Source organism: Salinicoccus jeotgali, from assembly GCF_055379195.1.
Genome location: NZ_AP043830.1, coordinates 791,755 through 810,426, shown reverse-complemented (window position 1 = coordinate 810,426; position 18,672 = coordinate 791,755). Strand labels below are relative to the sequence as shown.

Below are 18,672 nucleotides of genomic sequence, written 5' to 3'. Positions count from 1 at the left end.
TGTCCCCCCTAGCTTTCTTTCATTTCAATTACTCGATCGACACCTTCTGCCGCGGCGACTTCGTCGATGACCTCCTGGCTGATCTTTTCATCAAGCTCGATCGTCATCAGTGCAATATCCCCTTTTTCCTTGCGCGCGACATTCATCTGGCTGACGTTGATCTGATGGCCTCCGAGAATTGTCGTGACTCTGGCGATGGTCCCGAAGGTATCCTTATGGAAAACCAGAAGGGCTGGATAATTGCCGGATAGGCTGATCGGATAGTCGTTGATGCTGACCACTTCAATCTTGCCGCCACCTATTGATATCCCTTCAACCGTCAGTCTGTCTGACCCTTTGACCAAGTGCAGCAATGCAGTATTCGGATGGGAACGTTCCTCTCCCATTTCGATGAACTGTATATGCATACCCGCTTCATCTGCATGATCTTTAGCGGTGATTATGCGGTCATCATCGGTGTCGAAACCGAGCAGTCCACCAATCAATGCAACATCCGTACCATGTCCTCTGTACGTATCTTTAAAGGATCCATACAGATAGATATCCGCATGGTCCGGCTGTTCCCCAAAAAGACTGCGCGCGAGCAGGCCAATCCGTGCTGCTCCTGCAGTATGTGAAGAAGATGGTCCGACCATTACCGGTCCGATGATGTCAAAAACACTTTTATACTTCATTCGATCCCCTCCATAAAAAAATCCATCGATCCAGGCGAACCGATGGGGTCTCATGACTATTCTACAGAAAGTAGATAACTGTACACCGGTTGATGTCCTTCATGGACTTCAAATTCCACTTCGTCATGTTCTGCTTCAACTGCTTCAATGATGCGGTTTACTTCATCCCGATCTCCTTCGTCGCCGATAAGTACAGTGACGATTTCAGATTCATCATCAATCATCGATTCAAGCAGCTGTTTCAATGCCGCTTCCCTGGAATCGTCTGCGCCGGTTATCTTGCCATTGTTGATGCCCATGTGCTGATTTTTTTTGATGTCGACTCCGTCTATCTTGGTGTCGCGTACTGCATATGTTACCTGTCCTGTCTTGACGTGTTCAAGTGCTTCCTTCATTGCAGTACTGTTGTCTTCCAGCCCAGCATCTGGAGAATACATCAGCAGGCTCGCCAATCCTTCAGGTATCGATGCGCTCGGTATTACGGCAGCCGGGATATCAAGTAGATCACATGCCTGCTCAGCGGCCATGATGATGTTTTTATTGTTGGGCAGGATGATGACATTTTTGACATCATCCCCTTCTATCGTCTTCAGGATATCTTCCGTAGCGGGATTCATCGTTTGGCCGCCGTTTATGATATGCGTTGCACCGATGCTCCTGAACAATTCATTGATGCCTTCTCCGGATGAAACGGTTATAATTGCCGTTTCATAGGATTGCTTGTCCTTTGTCTCGGTTTTGGCCGGACCTTTCTTGTCCTGTATCTCCCTGAACTGTTCACGCATGTTTTCAATCTTCATCTTGATCAGTTCACCATACTCGGCGCCATAAGTCATAGCTTCTCCTGGTGTTTCAGTATGGACGTGGACCTTGACGATCTCATCGTCTGATATGACAAGCAGCGAGTCGCCGAATTCACTCATCTCTTCGCGGAACGCATCTTCGTTGAACTCACGGCCCTTATCATCGAAGCGCACCATGAATTCGGTGCAGAAACCATACTCGATGTCGTCTGCCGTCATGAACTGATCGAACTCGTGATGATCATCAACGAAGTCCTTCATGTTCTTCTGCTCATCCTTGACTTCAATCTTTTCGCCCTTCAATGCAGAAAGGAAGCCTTCATAGACATATAATAATCCCTGTCCACCGGAATCTACGACGCCCACTTCTTTAAGTACCGGCAACAGGTCTGGTGTCCTGTCCAAGGATGCTTTCGCTTCCTTGATGATGCCTTCCATCAAGGAGGTGAGTGACGTTTCTGTTTCAGCCAGTTCCTCAGCCTTTGTGGCAGAATCTTTAGCGACTGTCAGGATAGTGCCTTCGACAGGCTTCATGACTGCTTTATAGGCAGTGCGTACACCGGCACTGAGCGCAGCTGTAAAAGTTGCTGCATCTATTTCCTCCTCGTCCTCTATGGACTTGGAAAAACCACGGAAGAGCTGGGAGAGTATCACGCCAGAGTTCCCCCGCGCACCCATCAGCAGACCTTTGGAAAAGTATTTGCCGATATCTCCGATATGGCTTTCACTTTTATCTTCCACTTCATTGGCTCCTGAAGTCATCGATAAATTCATATTGGTGCCCGTGTCACCGTCTGGAACCGGGAAGACGTTCAATGAATCCACATACTCGGCGCGCTGCCGCAAGTTCTCGGCACCACTTAAAATCATATTTTTAAACATTACACCATCTATCTTATCCATTGCTTAGTAAATCCTCCCTGATCAGTCCTCAGTATTGATGATTCTGACACCTTGAACATGAATGTTAACTGACTTTATGTTCAACCCAAGTGTCTTTTCGAGCTTATATTTGACGGTCGATTGCAGATTCGTCGCCACCTCTGAAATCTTGACGCCGTAGCTGACGATTATATATAGATCGATATCCACTTCGCCTTCGTTGTTTTCCACGATGACGCCGCGCGAATAATTCTCTTTGCCGAGGAGTTCGGCAAAGCCGTCACGCACCTGGTGCTTAGAAGCCATACCGACGACACCGTAGCTTTCCACCACTGCACCGCCTGCAATATTCGCAATTACGTCCATGGCGATATCAATACTGCCCATTTCATTTTTTATTTCAAGAGTCATTGTCTTTCCTCCTCATACATCATTTAATTATAAGCGGAAACCGCATATAAATACAAGTATGCCTATAACACCATAGTGCCGGCCGCCTAGCGTACCCTCGGAATATCGCTTGTAAAATCTTTTCTTATCATGTATTATATTATAGTATGCAAATAAAGCTATAATCAATATTTATGGTAATCTTTATAAAGGGAGATGACAATATGTCTAAAGAATGCTATTTCACTGGCCGTAAAGCAAGCACAGGCAACAACCGTTCACACGCAATGAACGCCAACAAAAGGACTTTCGGCGCCAACCTGCAAAAAGTAAGGGTACTCGTCGACGGCAAGCCTAAAAGAGTCTGGGCATCAGCCCGCGCACTCAAATCCGGCAAAGTCCAACGCGTATAATCTTGGCAATATTGAATCCATCCGATCAGATCGGATGGATTTTTTTATTTTATTTAGAATATGTTGATGAGATAAACCATCAGCATCGCTGTGAAGATTGCGGGTATCATATTGCCCACCCTCATTTTAGTGATGTTGAGCATATTTAAGGCAATCGCAAGAAGTATTACGCCACCAGTACTCGTCACCTGCTGGATCATCTGATCGAGGATGAACTCCGGTATGAACTTGGCTATCTGCTGGGCAGAAAGTATGATGCCTGATTCATAAAAGAATGTCGGCACGCCTGAGATGATGACGCCGAGGCCATAGGTGGTCGTCATGACTATTGCGATGAAGAAATCCATGATCGATTTTGTGATCAGTACTTCATTCGAGCCTCTAAGGCCTGCATCCAATCCTCCGACAATTGCCATGGCACCTACAATGAAGACCAGAGTACCGGAGACAAACCCTTGTGACAGGTTACCGGCATGCTTGTCGCCGAGCTTGATCTCCATCCAGTGGCCGAAGCGGTTCAGCATCTCTTCAAGACGGATGACTTCCCCGATGACCACCCCAACGATCAGGCTGAGTAATGTTATGATGATATCATCGGCCTGGACGACCATCTGAATCCCCAGAGTCAGAATGATCAATGCCTGTATTTTCATTATGGAATCCTTTATCGGAGCCGGAATGAATGTAAATATCAAACCCAGCAATCCACCGACTATGATTGCCATACCATTTGTGAATGCACCTGCTAAAATCATTCTGCCCCTCCTTTAACGGTCATCTCTGGATTGTATCATAATTATTGTAGCATCCGTATGCACCGAAGCATATTCCTCTTTAAATTCGTTGCTTATCGTCAATGTTCGGCCAACCTCGAGTTCGACATTATCCAAATCATATTCAAATCCCCCCAAGCTCAAGTTCCCACCTGCAGCCAACGGCAAAAAGGAGACATAGCGCATGCCTTCAGCTTTTGCTACTGTATGCTGGCCTGCCGGGAGCAGCTGCATGATGTTCTGGTGATCGATGAGCCTGATGTTGGCCTTGCTGAAGCTGCTGCGCGTCAACAGAAAGATGTTCGCAAGAGTATGGTCGAGCCGACCACCCGTCGCCCCGTATACATCTATGCTCAAGTAGCCTTTTGCCACAAGATCTTTCAGGCATATCTCCAAATCCGTATCATCTTTCCGTGTCGGAACAGGTGTCACCGCCATATGTCTGGTGATGAACGCCCATTCTCCATCGTCTACAGAATCGAAATCCCCATAAGTATACTTTGGGTGGATGCCTTCCTTGAGCAGAAGATATGCACCGCGATCCACCCCAGCCCATTCGCCGGGCCTGATGGCTTCCACTATGCCCTTTTTAGATTCACGGACTAACACGTTGATATGCATGCCATCATCCCCTCAACCGGCTGATTGCTGCGGCAGGGTCCTCGGCCTTGAACAGATGGGAGCCGCTGACAAACAGGTTTGCCCCCTCACGCCTGCATATAGCCGCCGTTTCATCATTTATGCCGCCATCGACTTCGATGTCAAATTGATAGTTATGCGCTCTCCTCATCCCCTCAAGTTCGGTGATCTTATCCACACATTGGCTGATGAATTGCTGTCCGCCAAAGCCTGGATTGACTGTCATGATGAGGACGAAATCAAGGTCTGGCAGCAGATATTCAAGCTCAGATATGGAACTATGTGGATTTAGCGCGATACCCGCCTTCATGCCATTCTGCTGGATTTTTTGGATCAGTCGGTGCGGGTGATGCGTCGCTTCAACGTGAAAGGACACCATAGCAACGCCCATCCGCTTCAGTTCTTCGATGAACTGGTCGGGCTGAAGGGTCATCAGATGCACATCAAGCGGTATGTTGGAGACCTTGCTGATGGCTTCGATCACAGGCAGTCCATATGATATGTTCGGCACAAACTGGCCATCCATGACATCAAGGTGGAACATATCGGCACCAGCTGCCTCCATCCTATCAATATCGCGTTCCAGATTCGCAAAATCCCCGGCAAGCAGGGATGGTAAAATTTTATCCATTCAATATCTTACCTTTCTGTTTTCAATTTCATGATAGATCGTTACATAGCTGTCATAGCGCGTCTTGGCCAGCACTTCGTTCGCCACGGCTTCCTTGACGCCGCACTTAGGTTCTTTAATATGTTGACACTCCCTGAATTTGCATTTCTCACTGTGCACATTGAAATCCGGAAAACAGAACTTGAGGTTGTATTTATCGAGACTTGTGAATTCTATCGTGCTGAATCCTGGGGTGTCTGCAATCTTGCCTCCGGCAATATCCATCAGCTCCACATGCCGCGTCGTATGTTTTCCACGATTTAAAGCGTTGGAGATTTCTGCAGTCTCAAGATCGAGTGCCGGCAGGAATGTATTCAGTAGAGTCGATTTACCCACCCCGGACTGACCAGCCAAGACACTGATCCTATCCCTGAAGATCATTTCCAAATCCCGGGCGATGGAACCTCGGTCGGTGAAATGGACAGGGTAGATATCACTATAGACCGATTTCAGCGCTTCGGCATCGAAATCGTCATCAGCGAGGTCCATCTTGGTGATGATGACTACTGGCTCCATATCATGCGCTTCTGCGTAGGCAAGGAATCGGTCCAGAAGATAATAGTTGAATTCAGGGGATTTCATGCTCATTGTAATCAATAGCTGATCGATATTGGCGACTGGTGGCCGCACAAGTGAATTTTTGCGCGGATCTATCGCTGTTATATACCCTTCCATATCGTTCTCCACCTGAAATGTTACAATATCGCCGACAAGCGGGGATTCCTTGGTTTTTCTAAACAGGCCCCTCGCCCTCGCTGCGTATATACTCCCTTCGGACTCTACATAGTAGAATCCGCTCAATGCTTTGATTATTCTTCCTTTAAGCATACGTCACCCCTGATTGATTTTACTTTATTATAACAGTTACCCTCTTTATGATAAAATATCACTAGCATCATAAAAGGAGGTACTACTATGTCAGAGTCAATTGAAGCGAACGAACTGCAAGATGTAATCCAAGATGAGGATAAAGTCCTGATTGATGTCAGGGAAAAGAATGAACTGGAAGAGACAGGCTTCGTGCCTGGTGCTGAACATTATCCGATGTCGGACTTCGAGAATGCCATTTCCTCCCTCGATAAGGACAAGACGTATTATGTAATGTGCAGATCCGGCAAGAGAAGTGAGAAAGTACAGCACCATTTAATTGATAACGGCTACAAAGCGTTGAATGTCGAAGGCGGCATACTGGCTTATGACGGCCCACTCGATACATTCTAGCCATATGCACGAAGGAGTCTATCCCAAGGCGGGAGAGACTCCTTTTTCATTGCGCCACCATTTCTTGGTAGGCAGGGCCAAATGACAATTTGCCCATAAATGAATGCCCCCTTCCGCCATATGGCGGAAGGGGGCATTTGAATTTATTTACGGTCGACGTTTTCTCTGACATTTTCAATGATGAAGCCACTTTTAACGTAGCCTGGGATGCTGTTCAGATCAACGGTGAGATCTTGCTCAGGCACATCATATGAAATTTTGCCGGCAAAGTATTTCATCGTCTCTTCCATGATGATGACTGTCATCCACTCACCCGCACAACGGTGGTTCGTATAGTAGTCGCCGCCGCCTTGTGGAATGAGGTCGAACGGACTGCCATCCCAGTCTATGAAGCGTTCAGGGCGGAATTCATTCGCATTTTCGAATACATCATCGCGATGCATTGTGCCGTAGACATCGAGCAGAAGGAAAGTGTCCTTGTCTATATCATGTCCATCGAAGTTGAAGTCCGTCTTCGCTTTGCCCGGTAGGAATGGGACGAATGGGTAGAAACGACGCACTTCTTGGGAGAACATGTACGCGTAATCTTCTTCATTGTTGATTTTTTCCCTTGAAATTGGATATTCATTCATCGCATGCAGACCGAATGATACAAATCGGTTGATCGCGATGAGAGGACGGAACGTGTTCATCAGGTCGATGGCACAGAGTCTTGAGTCCATAGGGTTCCCCTTGTAGTCTTCCCAATGTGCAAACTCATAGAGAGCCGTTCCCTCTGGCGGGTGGATCTTGCCTTTACGGGTCTGGATGATCTGATCTTCAAGCCAGTCCTCGACACGGTGACGTGCTTTGACGGACTCCCTGTAGCCTTTGAACTTGGAGCCCAAGCCTTTGAAGGAATCGATCATGATGTCCATATCCGTTGCGATTTCTTCAATCTTAGATTCTGGAGCCTGTACACCAGCCCACTTGGTACCTACTTTAGTAAGGAGGACGATGGATTCGCGATAGATGTTTACACGGCCCATCTGCTCCATGCGGTGGGTGTTCATATACCAGTGATTGCGTGTAAGTTCACGTAAGTATTTCAGGTTGCCTTCTGTCATAAGTGACATGAAGAGTGCTTTTCTGTCTATATGTTTTTTACCGGTCGTCGTATGGATGGCACCTTTACCGAACAGAGTATTGACGACGCGTTTTGGCAGAGTGCCGGACCGTTCGATCCTATCGTTATCATAGAAAGTCTCAGCAGCTGTTTTACCACTGAGGACGAGGATGCGCTTACCGCCAAGACCCCTTGTTTCAAATATGTTTTCTGCACCAAGGCGCTTTCTTTGATTCGTGGTGTATAGGTAACCTTCTTTCATTACCTTAAGCGTGTTGTCGAGACCTTTGTCTCTTTTTATTGTGCTCATAAGTTCTCCTCCAATTTCATTATTCCTAATCCATTATATATAAATGATCGTGCTTATGCCACTATTTCAATCACTTGTAGGGCACCTTATCCTCTTTGACGGTCTCACCATCGACATCGATGCGGTAGTGGCCGGTTTCATCTTCTTCGATAATCATATTGATCGTATACTCGTGATCCGAATCGATTTCCAGTGTATCGAATACATCATCTATATCGTTATCTTTGTCATCAATGTATATTTCCACAGTACGGGTTGGACGTTCTTCCTTGGAGTCTGTATCTTTATCGTCGTATGGAATCAAGACTTCCTTGGCAAATTGCTTCTCATTTTTTGGTTCGGGCCCTAAAGATTTGATTATATCGATTGTGGAACCCTTTGTGAATTCCCCATAATGTGGGGACTGGCCCATGACCTGGCCCTCTTCAAAGTCTGCGCTGTGGGCTTCCTGGATGATATCCACTTCAAATCCTGACTCAATCAGTGCTGCCTCTGCTTCCTCCAGCTGCTGTCCCCTATAATCTTCCACTTCTATCATTTCCAAGCCTTTTGACACTGTCAGCTTCAAATTGTCTGAAGACGGATCGACAAGGGTATCTGGTTCTATTGACTGTTCTACTATAGTCCCGGGTTCAGATGGATCATATACTTCTTCAACTTCGAATGAGCTGAATTCCATCGCTTCAATATCAGCCTGCATATCTTCAAGATAAAGTCCCGTCAACAAAGGCATTTCCATTCCTGAAGACACCTCAAGGACCAGCTCATGTTCTTCAGGAGTGACTTCCATTCCAGCTCCAATGGACTGCGAAAGTACCGTGTCAGGTTTTGAAGCATCGGGTATCTTTTCCACTTCGACGCTGCTGAATCCAAGTGCATCCAGATCACCTTTGATATCTTCATAGTAGCCCCCGACAAAATCCTCCATTTTATAGGGTGCTTCTCCTCGGCTGACGATAATATCAATCGGAGTGCCTTTATCTACTTTCCCACCAGCCCCTGGTACGGTGCTGATGATCGAGCCAGTACTCATTTCAGGGTCATATTCCTCGATTGTCTCACCCATCTCCAAACCATTTTCTTCAAGTATCTCTCCGGCATCTTCAATCGGCATACCGTTCATGTCCGGGAGGATGGTCGATTGGTCCATAACAAAGAAAAAGAATAATGTCGGCAGCAGAAGCAACATTGCCAACAATGGAATGAGCCATAGCTTTCGATTCTTCTTCCTATCTTCTTGATGGCTGCTCAGGGGGCTTGGCCCAAGGTGGGTCTGAGACACTGTACCGGAATTGAATGCAGCGATATCATTGAGTATTTCATCTACTTGACGATAGCGGTTATGGGGATCTTTTTCAGTGCACTTACCGATTATGCGGACAAGCGCTTCCGGCACTTCCCTGAATTCCAGTATGTCCGGAAAGGGCTCTGATATATGCTTCAATGCCACTGAAACCGGGGTTTCCCCTTCAAACGGCAGCCGGCCGGCAAGTAATTCGAACAATACAATCCCGAATGAATAGATATCTGTCCGTTCATCCGTCTGGTTGCCTTTTGCCTGTTCCGGGGATATGTACTGCACAGAACCCATGACCTGGTTAGTTTCAGTCATGCGTGTATCACTCAGGGCCTTAGCAATGCCGAAGTCTGTAATCTTCACTTGTCCTTTACCATCCATCAGAATGTTTTGGGGTTTGATATCCCTATGGATGATGCCTGCACCGTGGGCATGCCTGATGCCACGCAGCACCATCCCACATATCCTCAGCACTTCAGCTACCGGCACAGGATGATTATCTTCGATGAACTGTTTCAACGTCGGACCATGGATCACTTCGGTTACAAGCAGATGATACATATCCGTCTCATCGACGTCCAGAACGCTGACGATGTTTGGATGGGAGAGTTGGATCGTACTTTCGACCTCACGTTGGAACCGCGCCACGGATTTCTCGCGGTTATGATGATCCACTTTGATCAGCTTTACGACCACTTCCCGGTTCAAGATGATATCCTCAGCCAAGTAAACGGAGCTCATGCCACCGCCGAGGTATTCAATCACCTTGTAGCGCTCTGAAACGATTTCCCCAATCACACCTGATTGCCTGCCTTCAGTTCAGCCAATACAAGGCTGATATTATCCGTAGAGCCATTTTTGAGTGCACGTTCTATAAGATACCCCGGCTTATCCTCAAACGGGATGTCCGGCTTTGACACGATTGTATGAATTTCTCCACTATCCATTTCATCCGTCAGGCCGTCAGAAGCCAGCAGGAGATGATTATACTGTTTGTTCCGTAACCTGAAGACATCTGCTTGGATGAGACGGTCGGTGCCGAGTGCTTTTGTGATTATATTCCTTTTAGGGTGCACTTTTGCATCTGCTTCGGTAATTTCTCCGGCATCGACCAGCATGTTGACGAATGAGTGATCTTTCGTCACCTGTTCGATGGAGCGGGCGTTCATCACATATGCCCTGGAATCCCCCACATTCAAAATAAGCAGGGTTTCGTCAATCACTGCCGCGAGGACAAGGGTCGTGCCCATTCCGCGATACTCTGCATATTCTTCCTGGTATTCATGCATCCTGCGGTTGACATCCATCACAAGATGCCTCAAAAATTCGACCGCCTGCTCGACGTCGAACAGATTCTGCTCTTCCCATGCTGCCTTCACTTCATCATGTGCAAACCTGCTGGCGACATCACCATGCTCATGGCCGCCCATCCCGTCCGAAACGAGCAGCAGCATCTGATCTGTTCCATTATAGAAGATGCCGGTGGCATCTTCATTCAAGCTGCGGTAGTCTCCCTTGATGCTGTCTTCTACTGCCTTCATTGCTATTCCCCCGTTTCTTCCTTGGATTCCTTGGCACGGAGCTGGCCGCATGCGGCATCTATATCGGTTCCTTGCTCTCTTCTGAGCGTCGCGTTCACCCCGCACTCATTGAGTGTCTCCAAAAATGTGAAGATATCATCCCTTGTAGTGCGTACATAGTTCCGCTCCGGCACATGGTTGACAGGTATGAGATTGACATGGCATTTCAAGCCGCTGATCAATTCACTAAGCTCTCGTGCATGTTCAGGCTGGTCATTGACGCCACCGAAAAGGCCATATTCAAAAGTGATCCTACGGCCGGTCTCCTGTTGGTAATACTTCAAGGCATCCATCAATTTCTCTATATCATAAGCTTTATTGATCGGCATCAGGCGTGTCCTTATATCATTATCCGCTGCATGCAGGCTCACGGCAAAGTTGATCTGTATATCTTCTTCCGCAAAATCATAGATGCGGGGCACTATGCCACTAGTGGACACCGTGATATGACGAGCGCCGATATTCAATCCATCGTCATGATTGACGATACGCAGGAACTTCATCATCTGGTTGTAGTTTTCAAACGGTTCACCGATGCCCATGATGACGATGCTGCTCACACGTTCGCCCGTTTCGTCCAGCGCTTTCTGAATCTGGACGATCTGCGAGACAATTTCGCCCGCTTCGAGATTACGCTTCAATCCCCCGAGCGTCGACGCGCAGAAACTGCAGCCTATACGACAGCCAACTTGGGTCGTTACACACACGGAGTTGCCGTAATCATGGCGCATCAATACAGTTTCGATGGTATAGCCATCCCGTAGGCGGAACAGGAACTTCATGGTGCCATCCTTACTTTCCTGCCTGACCACCGTCTCCAGCGGCGCTATGCTGTACATCTCGGACAGTCTTTGGCGCATATCCTTAGGCAGGTTCAACATTTCTTCAAACTGGTCTACACGATGAATATAGAGCCATTCGAATATTTGCGCACCGCGATACCGCTCTTCTCCCCATTCGACTGCCAATGCCTCCAATTCATCGAGGTTTAACGTGTAGATCGACGGTCGATCGAAGTTCGGCAGCTGAAAATCTTTAATCGGTTTCTTTTCTGGTCTTTTTATCATTTCTATTCCTTCTTCCTGAATCTGGCTATAAAGAAGCCATCTGTATCTGCTTCCTGGGGCAGAATCTGGCGATATGGCCCTTCAAAATCGAATGCTTCCAATCTGAACGGATCAAACTCGATATCGTCATTTTCCTTTTTGAACGTATAGGCCACATTTTCATTTTCCATCTGATGGATGGTGCATGTCGAATATATGAGCACGCCGCCTTTTTTCAAGTATTGCTTTACGTTGGATAAAATTTCAAGCTGGAGACCAACAAGCGCTTCTACATCTTCCGCAGTGCGCTCGTACCTGATTTCCGGCTTCCTGCGCATCACCCCGAGCCCTGAGCACGGGGCGTCGACTATGATTTTATCATACAGTCTCGGATATTCATCCTGGGCTGCGTCTGCCAGAAAAACTTCGAGGTTCGACAACCCCAGGCGTTTGGCATGTTGGGTCACAAGCGGCAATTTATGCGCGTGTACATCACTCAGATCGACATGCCCGCTGGTGGCTTTCTCTAGCGCGTGCAGCCCTTTACCGCCTGGCGCACTGCAGGCATCAAGGATGATATCATCCACTGCCGGTTCAAGGGCTTCATTGACAAGCATCGAACTGACATCCTGGATGCTGAATAATCCTGCTTCATAGCCCTCCGACTTCAGGATATCACCATCCACTTCAATGGCGTCTTGATGAATATCTGAAGGGATCGCCTTCAAGCCTTCCGCTGTCAATTTCGAGATGAGCGACTCCCGTGTAATGCGTGATGTATTGGTGCGTATATACATCTGGGGACGGCTGTCCAATGCTTCCGCTATCCGACGGGCCCCATCGATGCCGTGGTGGGTCTTCCAATGGGAAATGATCCATTCGGGGATGCTCGTTTCAACAGACAACCGCTTTGTTGCGCTTTTGATGGTATCGGCATCTTGCCTCGGCGACCTTTCGAAATTCCTCAGTATGCCATTGATGGCATTGGCGTCTTTTGGGCCGCCTGATGCCTTGGCGATCTCCACCGCTTCATTGATTGCGGCGTAGTTCGGCACACGGTCCAGCCACATGATCTGATAGACTGTAATCTCTATCAGATTGCGCTGCCACCGCTTGAGCCTTGTGCGTATAAAGGGCCTGATCTGATATTGGATGTGCAGCCGCTTTGCGATCGTGCCGTAGACGATTTCAGTCAGCAGTCCTTTATCATTCGCTTCCAATGGATGGCTCTTGATTATATCGTTCAAGACGATGTTGGAATAACCCCCCTCATCCATCACCCGGCTGTATGCATCGAGGGCCAGTTTACGTAATGACATTATCTGATACCCCCAAGTATTGTGCCTTCTAGATTTTGTCTGCCTGCTGTGAATTCCGATGCATCAGTCCGCTTTTTCCCAGCCAGCTGGACTTGTGTGACCTCAATCAACCGACGATCTCCGGAGACTACGGTGAAGCCATCTTCCGTCACCGAATCGATGGTGCCGGGTTGACGCTTTGAGTGCTTTTCAAGAAGTCGCGCACCGTAGATCTTCAGGCGTTTGCCATCCATTTCAGTATAGGCACCGGGCCATGGGGACAATCCCCGTATATGATTGAACAGATGCTTTGCATCGTCCCCCCAGTCCAACTGTTCATCCTCTTTGGAAATGTTCGGACTGATTGTGACCTGCCCTTCATCTTGTGGAACACGGGTATTCGTCCCTGCCAGTAAGGCAGGAAGTGTCTCATTGAGAAGCTCTGCACCAAGGTGTGAGAGGCGGTCATGTAAAGTTCCTGTATCATCTTCAGGCGTGATGTTGGTCTTTACGCTTGTGATGATATCTCCACTGTCGAGCCCTTCAGCCATATACATGAGCGTCACACCGGTTTCTGCATCACCTTCCATGATCGCCCTGTGGATCGGGGCGCCGCCTCTATGTTTCGGCAGCAGGGAGGCATGCACATTGACCGCTCCGAGACGCGGAATGTCAAGCAGTGCCTTTGGGAGTATCTGTCCGTAGGCTGCTGTGACGATCAGATCCGGAGCCATTTCCCTGATCTTCTCCACCGCTTCCTCCTGTCTGATATCTTGAGGTTGTAAAAGTGGAATATCGAGGGTTTTTGCTGCTTCTGCGACCGGCGGAGAGGTCAGCACCCTTTTTCTGCCGACCGGCTTATCCGGCTGGCTGATGACCAGCGCGACGTTATGCTTTTCGTGGAGCTTCTTTAATATGGGTACTGAGAAATCGGGGGTCCCCATAAAAATGATTGTTTCCGTCATTATAAATTCCTCCTACATGATGACTTGCGGATCCACATCTATCCGGAGTGAGACACCTTCCGTACGATATGCTTCATGATAGTATTCATCCAATTCACCCAAAACTTCGAGCAGTGCCGGCTCCCTCTTATATTTCAACATTATCTGGAAACGATACTGCCGGTTGATCCTCTCAAGAGGACTTGGGGATGGCCCCACTATGATGGACTTGTCCGTAACGGCGTCCACCAGGGCATCATGGATATGACTTGTTGCTTTGAGGCATTTTGAAATATCCTCGCTCGAAACGGTAAATAATACATGAAAATAAAATGGTGAGTAGCGAGCCAGACGTCTGAATGCCATCTCCTTTTCATAGAACTGCCTGTAGTCGTTCCCTTTTGCCAGCTGGATTGCATAATGGCTCGGATTGTAGGTCTGGAAGATCACTTCTCCAGACAAAGCATGCCGTCCTGCGCGGCCCGATACTTGAGTGAGCAGCTGGTATGTTTTTTCATTGGCTCTGAAATCAGGAAGATTGAGCATCGTGTCTGCGTTCAGCACACCCACAAGCGTCACCTTGGGATAGTCGAGCCCTTTTGCAATCATCTGAGTGCCGAGCAGAATGGGTATTTCTTCTTCTTCAAAGCGATCAAGCAGCTTTTCATGCATGCCTTTTCGCCTTGTTGTATCGTTGTCCATCCTGACGATTTCAGCATCGAACATATCGCGCAGTATTTCTTCCACTTTCTCGGTACCCGTGCCCCTGAAGGTGACATCGTCACTTTGGCAGTTTTCGCATGTACGTCGGACTGCCGATTCATAACCGCAGTAATGGCACAGGAGGCTGCTGTTTGATTTATGGTAGGTGAGGGAGATGTCACAGTTTGGACAGATTGGCACATAGCCGCAGTTTTGGCATATCTGAAAGTTCGAATATCCCCGCCTATTAAGCAGCAGCACAGTCTGTTCACCCCGCTCGATGCGCTGGTCGATGGCTTCTTTGAGCGTCTGTGAAATTATCGAGGTATTGCCCCCGCGATGCTCTTCTGCCATATCCACAACATGGATCTCGGGCAGCACTTTCGTCCCGGCCCGCTGCGTCAGTTCAAGCCGCTCATAGACGCCCCGCTCACTACGGGCATATGTTTCGAGGCTCGGTGTCGCCGTTCCCAGTATCAGGGGACAATTATGGTATCGGCTCCTGAACTTCGCCACTTCAGTAGCATGGTACATCGGCCGATCTCCTTGCTTATATGTCGTTTCATGCTCCTCATCCACTATGATGGCACCGATATTCTCGAAGGGAGCAAAGACACTGCTTCTGGCCCCGACCGATACACGTGCACGGCCTTCTTTTATTTTGCGCCATTCATCGTATTTCTCCCCGTGGGAAAGCCCGGAATGGAGCACCGCCACATCATCACCGAATCGGCTTTTGAAGCGGTTGACCATCTGCGGGGTCAAAGCGATCTCCGGCACCAGCATGATGGCATTTTGTCCTTCATCCATCACCTTTTGAATGACCTGAAGATATACTTCAGTCTTGCCGCTGCCTGTAATCCCGTGGAGCAGGAAGGTGTGGGGCTCCCTGGCATCCATCGTTTCAGCGATGCGGTCATAGGCATGCTGCTGTTCTTCATTCAACACTTTCGGCGGGTCCAGTGTAAATACCCTATCAGCATACGGATCCCGTTCCATCTGCCGTTCGACCTTCTCTACATATCCTTTCCGGACAAGTTCATTGACCAGATGGTTGGAGAACCCTTCAGCGGCAAGGTCTCTGATAAATATCGGCTCCGAACTGGATTCGATTACGTCGAGCAGCTCCTGCTGCTTTTTGGCGCGTGACAGTTCGACTGCAGGATGACGTAGGGAATAGACTGCAAGGGCCGTCTTCTTTTTCGTATGCTGCGTGATTACTGTCTCTTCCTTTATTTCCCCAGACGCGAGGTAGGGTGCAAGTTCCTCCAGCACTGGGGCAGGCAGATGTCTCGTCTCCACCTCCCCACCCTGCTGATGGGATTCAAGAAGTCTTTTTGCTGTCGCTCCATGCCCTTCAGCCAAGCGCAGCACCTTTTTGTAGTTTGCCTTCAGCGCTGCCGGCAAAATGGTTTCTATAACGCTTATATACTGATCGATGTAGTAGTCTGCAAGATGTTTGGCGATGACCACCATCTCTTCTGTCAGCACTGGCTCAATGTCGAGAGTGCGTGCGATTTCCTTGATCCGCTCCGGATCGAAGTCGGTCTTTTCGCTGAGCTTCATCACATACCCTTGGATGGTACGTCGCCCGAAAGGTACGAGTACGCGGTGGCCGACCTTGAGTATATCCAGCATGCCTTCCGGGACACGATAGTCAAAGACTTGGTTTACGCTTTTACTCGGGATATCCACTATTACAGAAGCATACATCAGTCCAGCCACCTGTCGAGCAGCGTATCCATGATGACAGAAGCGAGCAATTGCTTATCCATCTTTTCGAATGGTACCGGCTCCCCCTCTTTAAACAGCATGACCACCTCGTTATCCGGGCTGTTCATGCCGATATCAGGGTTGGATACATCATTCATGATGATGCAGTCAGCATTCTTCCGCTTCAGTTTATCCAACGCATACGCTTCAACATTTTCGGTTTCTGCTGCAAATCCCACGACATACATATCTCTGGCATGGAGTCCGGCATGCTTCAATATATCCGGTGTCTTTTTCATCTCAATGGTCATACGCTCTGTCCCCTGCTCTTTCTTCATCTTCTGGTCCTGCATGGAGACAGGTGCAAAGTCACTGACTGCAGCAGTGAACAAGCCAAGATCAGCATCCATATGGTCATCTGCTGCACGCCGCATCTGTTCTGCCGTTACGACATCGACGACTTCAACACCCCGTGGTGCATCGATATTGACTGGGCCACTGACCAGTACAACTTCTGCACCTCTCTCAGCCGCAGCCTCGGCCAAAGCGTATCCCATCCTGCCGCTTGAATGGTTGGTGATGTAGCGCACCGGATCCAGAGGTTCCTGTGTCGGTCCTGCTGTTATCAGCACTTTCTTGCCAGACATCCGGTCATCTTGTTCAAGCTGGGCTTCTATATAGGCTTTTATTTCCGGTACATTTGCCATGCGTCCTTTGGCATTATAACCGCATGCCAAGAACCCGGATTCTGCATCGATGAATTGGTATCCATCTTTAGTAAGCACTTCCATATTCCTCTGTACTGCAGGCTGGTTATACATGTGGACATTCATTGCCGGCGCAAGCACCACCGGTTTTGGATTTGCCGCCAGCATATTGAGCAGCATATTGTCATAGATGCCGTTGGCCAGCTTGCTGATAGTATTTGCAGTCACTGGCACTACTGCTATGATATCCGCCCACTCCCCGATGTTGATGTGGGAAATCACCGACGGGTCTTCCTCTTTGAAGGTATCGGTGTATACATGATTGCGGCTTATTGCCTGAAATGCGAGCGGTGTGATGAATTCAAGTGCATTTTCCGTCAGGACGACACGGACCTGGTGTCCACCTTGAATCAGTTTACTTGTTAAGTCGACTGCCTTATAGGCGGCGATGCCGCCTGTTACACCGATAACGATATTTGACATGCTCTCACCTCTTTGAATATAGCCCTTCTATCGCGATGGGCTGTTAAAAAAAGCTGACAAAATTTGTCAGCTAGTTTTTTGCCTTAACTTTATTTGCAGCAATTTCTTCAAGTGACCGGCTGACCGTCTTCAAAGTTTTGTACTCTTCCAAGATAAGATCATCCGGTTCATCTTGTAGATGACGTGCCCGTTTGGCAGCCATTGTCACTACCAGATATTTCGAATCGACATTCTTCTTCAGATCGTGTATGGATGGATATAACATTATTGATTGACCTCCAGTAGCATTTTTCTCAATTTGGATTCTACACGTGCCCGTTTCATATGGGACGCTTCGACAATGCATTGGACCCGTCCGCGTGCAGTGTCCACATCGTCGTTGATTACGACATAATCGTAAAGGTTCATCATTTTAAGTTCTCTTTTTGCTTCATCAATGCGGTGTTTGATGATCTCAGGGGAGTCTGTTCCTCTGTTCACAAGACGCTGCTCCAATTGGCTAAGGTCCGGTGGGGCCAGGAAGATGAACAAGGCTTCAGGAAACTTTTCCCTTACCTGTTTTGCCCCTTCGACTTCTATCTCCAGGAATACATCATGCCCTTTTGACATGGTCTCCTCCACATAATCCACCGGAGTGCCGTAGTAGTTGCCCACATACTCGGCATACTCAATGAATTTATCTGCTTCAATCAATGCTTCGAATTCTGCTTTGCTTTTGAAGAAATAATCGACGCCATCCGTCTCCCCTTCTCGCCTCTCCCTTGTCGTCATGGAGATCGAGTACTTGAAGTCAGTATCAGGATGATCGAAAATCGCCTTTCTGACCGTGCCTTTCCCAACACCCGATGGGCCGGAGAGTACAATCAGCAATCCCTTTTCTGAAGTCATAACACGTAACCTTTCTATTTGTGATTATCTCCTAATGTACCATAACCGGGAGAAAAATTCATCATCAAATGACGGCTTGCGACAAACATGGCACAATTCGTGTTAAAATGTTCATTAGTCTAAAACAGGAGGAT

Annotated in this window: 19 protein-coding genes; 2 read left to right on the top strand and 17 right to left on the bottom strand. The window is 48.1% G+C overall.

All coding sequences use genetic code 11. The annotated features are described in order from the left end of the window. Positions 1–8: 8 nt before the first annotated feature. Genes sdaAB through ACZ43I_RS04095 form a run of 3 tightly spaced genes read right to left on the bottom strand, consistent with a single transcriptional unit; the run spans position 9 to position 2,770 of the window. On the bottom strand, positions 9–674 hold the full coding sequence (gene sdaAB / locus ACZ43I_RS04105) for an L-serine ammonia-lyase, iron-sulfur-dependent subunit beta (protein ID WP_344701332.1): 666 nt from the start codon (positions 672–674) through the stop codon (positions 9–11). 56 nt (positions 675–730) lie between these two features. After that, positions 731–2,380, bottom strand: coding sequence for a DAK2 domain-containing protein (locus tag ACZ43I_RS04100; protein WP_344701330.1), 1,650 nt, complete (start codon positions 2,378–2,380; stop codon positions 731–733). 21 nt (positions 2,381–2,401) lie between these two features. Next, positions 2,402–2,770 carry an Asp23/Gls24 family envelope stress response protein gene (locus ACZ43I_RS04095; protein WP_344701328.1) on the bottom strand — a complete coding sequence of 123 codons (369 nt, stop codon included), beginning with the start codon at positions 2,768–2,770 and terminating at the stop codon, positions 2,402–2,404. Between the two features lie 203 nt (positions 2,771–2,973). Between ACZ43I_RS04095 and rpmB the strand changes: the two genes are divergently transcribed. Beyond that, on the top strand, positions 2,974–3,162 hold the full coding sequence (rpmB, locus tag ACZ43I_RS04090) for a 50S ribosomal protein L28 (protein ID WP_344701326.1): 189 nt from the start codon (positions 2,974–2,976) through the stop codon (positions 3,160–3,162). Between the two features lie 53 nt (positions 3,163–3,215). On the opposite strand, the gene ACZ43I_RS04085 is transcribed toward rpmB, so the two are convergent. The 4 genes from ACZ43I_RS04085 to rsgA are packed head-to-tail and all read right to left on the bottom strand — an operon-like array spanning position 3,216 to position 6,072. Further along, positions 3,216–3,917, bottom strand: a complete 702-nt coding sequence (locus ACZ43I_RS04085; RefSeq protein WP_344701324.1) for a DUF554 domain-containing protein — start codon at positions 3,915–3,917, stop codon at positions 3,216–3,218. Between the two features lie 12 nt (positions 3,918–3,929). Then, on the bottom strand, positions 3,930–4,556 hold the full coding sequence (locus tag ACZ43I_RS04080) for a thiamine diphosphokinase (RefSeq protein WP_344701322.1): 627 nt from the start codon (positions 4,554–4,556) through the stop codon (positions 3,930–3,932). A 4-nt stretch (positions 4,557–4,560) separates the two neighbouring features. Further along, the gene (gene rpe, locus ACZ43I_RS04075) at positions 4,561–5,205 is read right to left on the bottom strand and encodes a ribulose-phosphate 3-epimerase (protein WP_344701320.1); all 645 of its coding nucleotides are present in this window, start codon (positions 5,203–5,205) and stop codon (positions 4,561–4,563) included. Continuing rightward, positions 5,206–6,072, bottom strand: a complete 867-nt coding sequence (gene rsgA, locus ACZ43I_RS04070; RefSeq protein ID WP_344701318.1) for a ribosome small subunit-dependent GTPase A — start codon at positions 6,070–6,072, stop codon at positions 5,206–5,208. It lies immediately after the preceding gene. Positions 6,073–6,159: 87 nt separating this feature from the next. On the opposite strand from rsgA, the gene ACZ43I_RS04065 reads away from it, so the two are divergent. Beyond that, positions 6,160–6,465, top strand: coding sequence for a rhodanese-like domain-containing protein (locus ACZ43I_RS04065; protein ID WP_344701316.1), 306 nt, complete (start codon positions 6,160–6,162; stop codon positions 6,463–6,465). A gap of 143 nt (positions 6,466–6,608) precedes the next feature. On the opposite strand, the gene ACZ43I_RS04060 is transcribed toward ACZ43I_RS04065, so the two are convergent. From ACZ43I_RS04060 to gmk, 10 genes are all read right to left on the bottom strand, one after another. Continuing rightward, entirely contained in the window at positions 6,609–7,880 is a 1,272-nt protein-coding gene (locus ACZ43I_RS04060) for a cytochrome P450 (protein ID WP_344701315.1), read from the bottom strand. 70 nt (positions 7,881–7,950) lie between these two features. Then, positions 7,951–9,975 carry a Stk1 family PASTA domain-containing Ser/Thr kinase gene (locus ACZ43I_RS04055; protein ID WP_344701313.1) on the bottom strand — a complete coding sequence of 675 codons (2,025 nt, stop codon included), beginning with the start codon at positions 9,973–9,975 and terminating at the stop codon, positions 7,951–7,953. Further along, entirely contained in the window at positions 9,972–10,718 is a 747-nt protein-coding gene (locus ACZ43I_RS04050; protein WP_344701311.1) for a Stp1/IreP family PP2C-type Ser/Thr phosphatase, read from the bottom strand. Before ACZ43I_RS04050 ends, ACZ43I_RS04055 begins: the two co-directional genes overlap by 4 nt. 2 nt (positions 10,719–10,720) lie before the next feature. Next, positions 10,721–11,824 carry a dual-specificity RNA methyltransferase RlmN gene (gene rlmN, locus ACZ43I_RS04045; RefSeq protein ID WP_344701309.1) on the bottom strand — a complete coding sequence of 368 codons (1,104 nt, stop codon included), beginning with the start codon at positions 11,822–11,824 and terminating at the stop codon, positions 10,721–10,723. 2 nt (positions 11,825–11,826) lie between these two features. Further along, entirely contained in the window at positions 11,827–13,122 is a 1,296-nt protein-coding gene (gene rsmB, locus ACZ43I_RS04040) for a 16S rRNA (cytosine(967)-C(5))-methyltransferase RsmB (protein ID WP_344701307.1), read from the bottom strand. Beyond that, positions 13,122–14,066 carry a methionyl-tRNA formyltransferase gene (gene fmt, locus ACZ43I_RS04035; protein ID WP_344701305.1) on the bottom strand — a complete coding sequence of 315 codons (945 nt, stop codon included), beginning with the start codon at positions 14,064–14,066 and terminating at the stop codon, positions 13,122–13,124. Before fmt ends, rsmB begins: the two co-directional genes overlap by 1 nt. A gap of 12 nt (positions 14,067–14,078) precedes the next feature. Next, positions 14,079–16,460 carry a primosomal protein N' gene (gene priA / locus ACZ43I_RS04030; RefSeq protein ID WP_344701304.1) on the bottom strand — a complete coding sequence of 794 codons (2,382 nt, stop codon included), beginning with the start codon at positions 16,458–16,460 and terminating at the stop codon, positions 14,079–14,081. Continuing rightward, on the bottom strand, positions 16,460–17,650 hold the full coding sequence (coaBC, locus tag ACZ43I_RS04025) for a bifunctional phosphopantothenoylcysteine decarboxylase/phosphopantothenate--cysteine ligase CoaBC (protein ID WP_344701302.1): 1,191 nt from the start codon (positions 17,648–17,650) through the stop codon (positions 16,460–16,462). The genes priA and coaBC overlap by 1 nt, the downstream gene beginning before the upstream one ends. A 70-nt stretch (positions 17,651–17,720) precedes the next feature. Then, complete coding sequence (gene rpoZ, locus ACZ43I_RS04020; protein WP_344701300.1) at positions 17,721–17,915, bottom strand: DNA-directed RNA polymerase subunit omega; 195 nt, start codon at positions 17,913–17,915, stop codon at positions 17,721–17,723. Then, positions 17,915–18,538, bottom strand: coding sequence for a guanylate kinase (gene gmk, locus ACZ43I_RS04015; RefSeq protein WP_344701298.1), 624 nt, complete (start codon positions 18,536–18,538; stop codon positions 17,915–17,917). The genes rpoZ and gmk overlap by 1 nt, the downstream gene beginning before the upstream one ends. Between the last annotated feature and the right edge of the window lie 134 nt (positions 18,539–18,672).

What these genes read in the sequence shown, in the direction of transcription:
- sdaAB (WP_344701332.1), bottom strand. Translation starts at nt 674, where the DNA reads ATGAAGTATAAAAGTGTTTTTGACATCATCGGACCGGTAATGGTCGGA.
- ACZ43I_RS04100 (WP_344701330.1), bottom strand. Translation starts at nt 2,380, where the DNA reads ATGGATAAGATAGATGGTGTAATGTTTAAAAATATGATTTTAAGTGGT.
- ACZ43I_RS04095 (WP_344701328.1), bottom strand. Translation starts at nt 2,770, where the DNA reads ATGACTCTTGAAATAAAAAATGAAATGGGCAGTATTGATATCGCCATG.
- rpmB (WP_344701326.1), top strand. Translation starts at nt 2,974, where the DNA reads ATGTCTAAAGAATGCTATTTCACTGGCCGTAAAGCAAGCACAGGCAAC.
- ACZ43I_RS04085 (WP_344701324.1), bottom strand. Translation starts at nt 3,917, where the DNA reads ATGATTTTAGCAGGTGCATTCACAAATGGTATGGCAATCATAGTCGGT.
- ACZ43I_RS04080 (WP_344701322.1), bottom strand. Translation starts at nt 4,556, where the DNA reads ATGCATATCAACGTGTTAGTCCGTGAATCTAAAAAGGGCATAGTGGAA.
- rpe (WP_344701320.1), bottom strand. Translation starts at nt 5,205, where the DNA reads ATGGATAAAATTTTACCATCCCTGCTTGCCGGGGATTTTGCGAATCTG.
- rsgA (WP_344701318.1), bottom strand. Translation starts at nt 6,072, where the DNA reads ATGCTTAAAGGAAGAATAATCAAAGCATTGAGCGGATTCTACTATGTA.
- ACZ43I_RS04065 (WP_344701316.1), top strand. Translation starts at nt 6,160, where the DNA reads ATGTCAGAGTCAATTGAAGCGAACGAACTGCAAGATGTAATCCAAGAT.
- ACZ43I_RS04060 (WP_344701315.1), bottom strand. Translation starts at nt 7,880, where the DNA reads ATGAGCACAATAAAAAGAGACAAAGGTCTCGACAACACGCTTAAGGTA.
- ACZ43I_RS04050 (WP_344701311.1), bottom strand. Translation starts at nt 10,718, where the DNA reads ATGAAGGCAGTAGAAGACAGCATCAAGGGAGACTACCGCAGCTTGAAT.
- rlmN (WP_344701309.1), bottom strand. Translation starts at nt 11,824, where the DNA reads ATGATAAAAAGACCAGAAAAGAAACCGATTAAAGATTTTCAGCTGCCG.
- rsmB (WP_344701307.1), bottom strand. Translation starts at nt 13,122, where the DNA reads ATGTCATTACGTAAACTGGCCCTCGATGCATACAGCCGGGTGATGGAT.
- fmt (WP_344701305.1), bottom strand. Translation starts at nt 14,066, where the DNA reads ATGACGGAAACAATCATTTTTATGGGGACCCCCGATTTCTCAGTACCC.
- priA (WP_344701304.1), bottom strand. Translation starts at nt 16,460, where the DNA reads ATGTATGCTTCTGTAATAGTGGATATCCCGAGTAAAAGCGTAAACCAA.
- coaBC (WP_344701302.1), bottom strand. Translation starts at nt 17,650, where the DNA reads ATGTCAAATATCGTTATCGGTGTAACAGGCGGCATCGCCGCCTATAAG.
- rpoZ (WP_344701300.1), bottom strand. Translation starts at nt 17,915, where the DNA reads ATGTTATATCCATCCATACACGATCTGAAGAAGAATGTCGATTCGAAA.
- gmk (WP_344701298.1), bottom strand. Translation starts at nt 18,538, where the DNA reads ATGACTTCAGAAAAGGGATTGCTGATTGTACTCTCCGGCCCATCGGGT.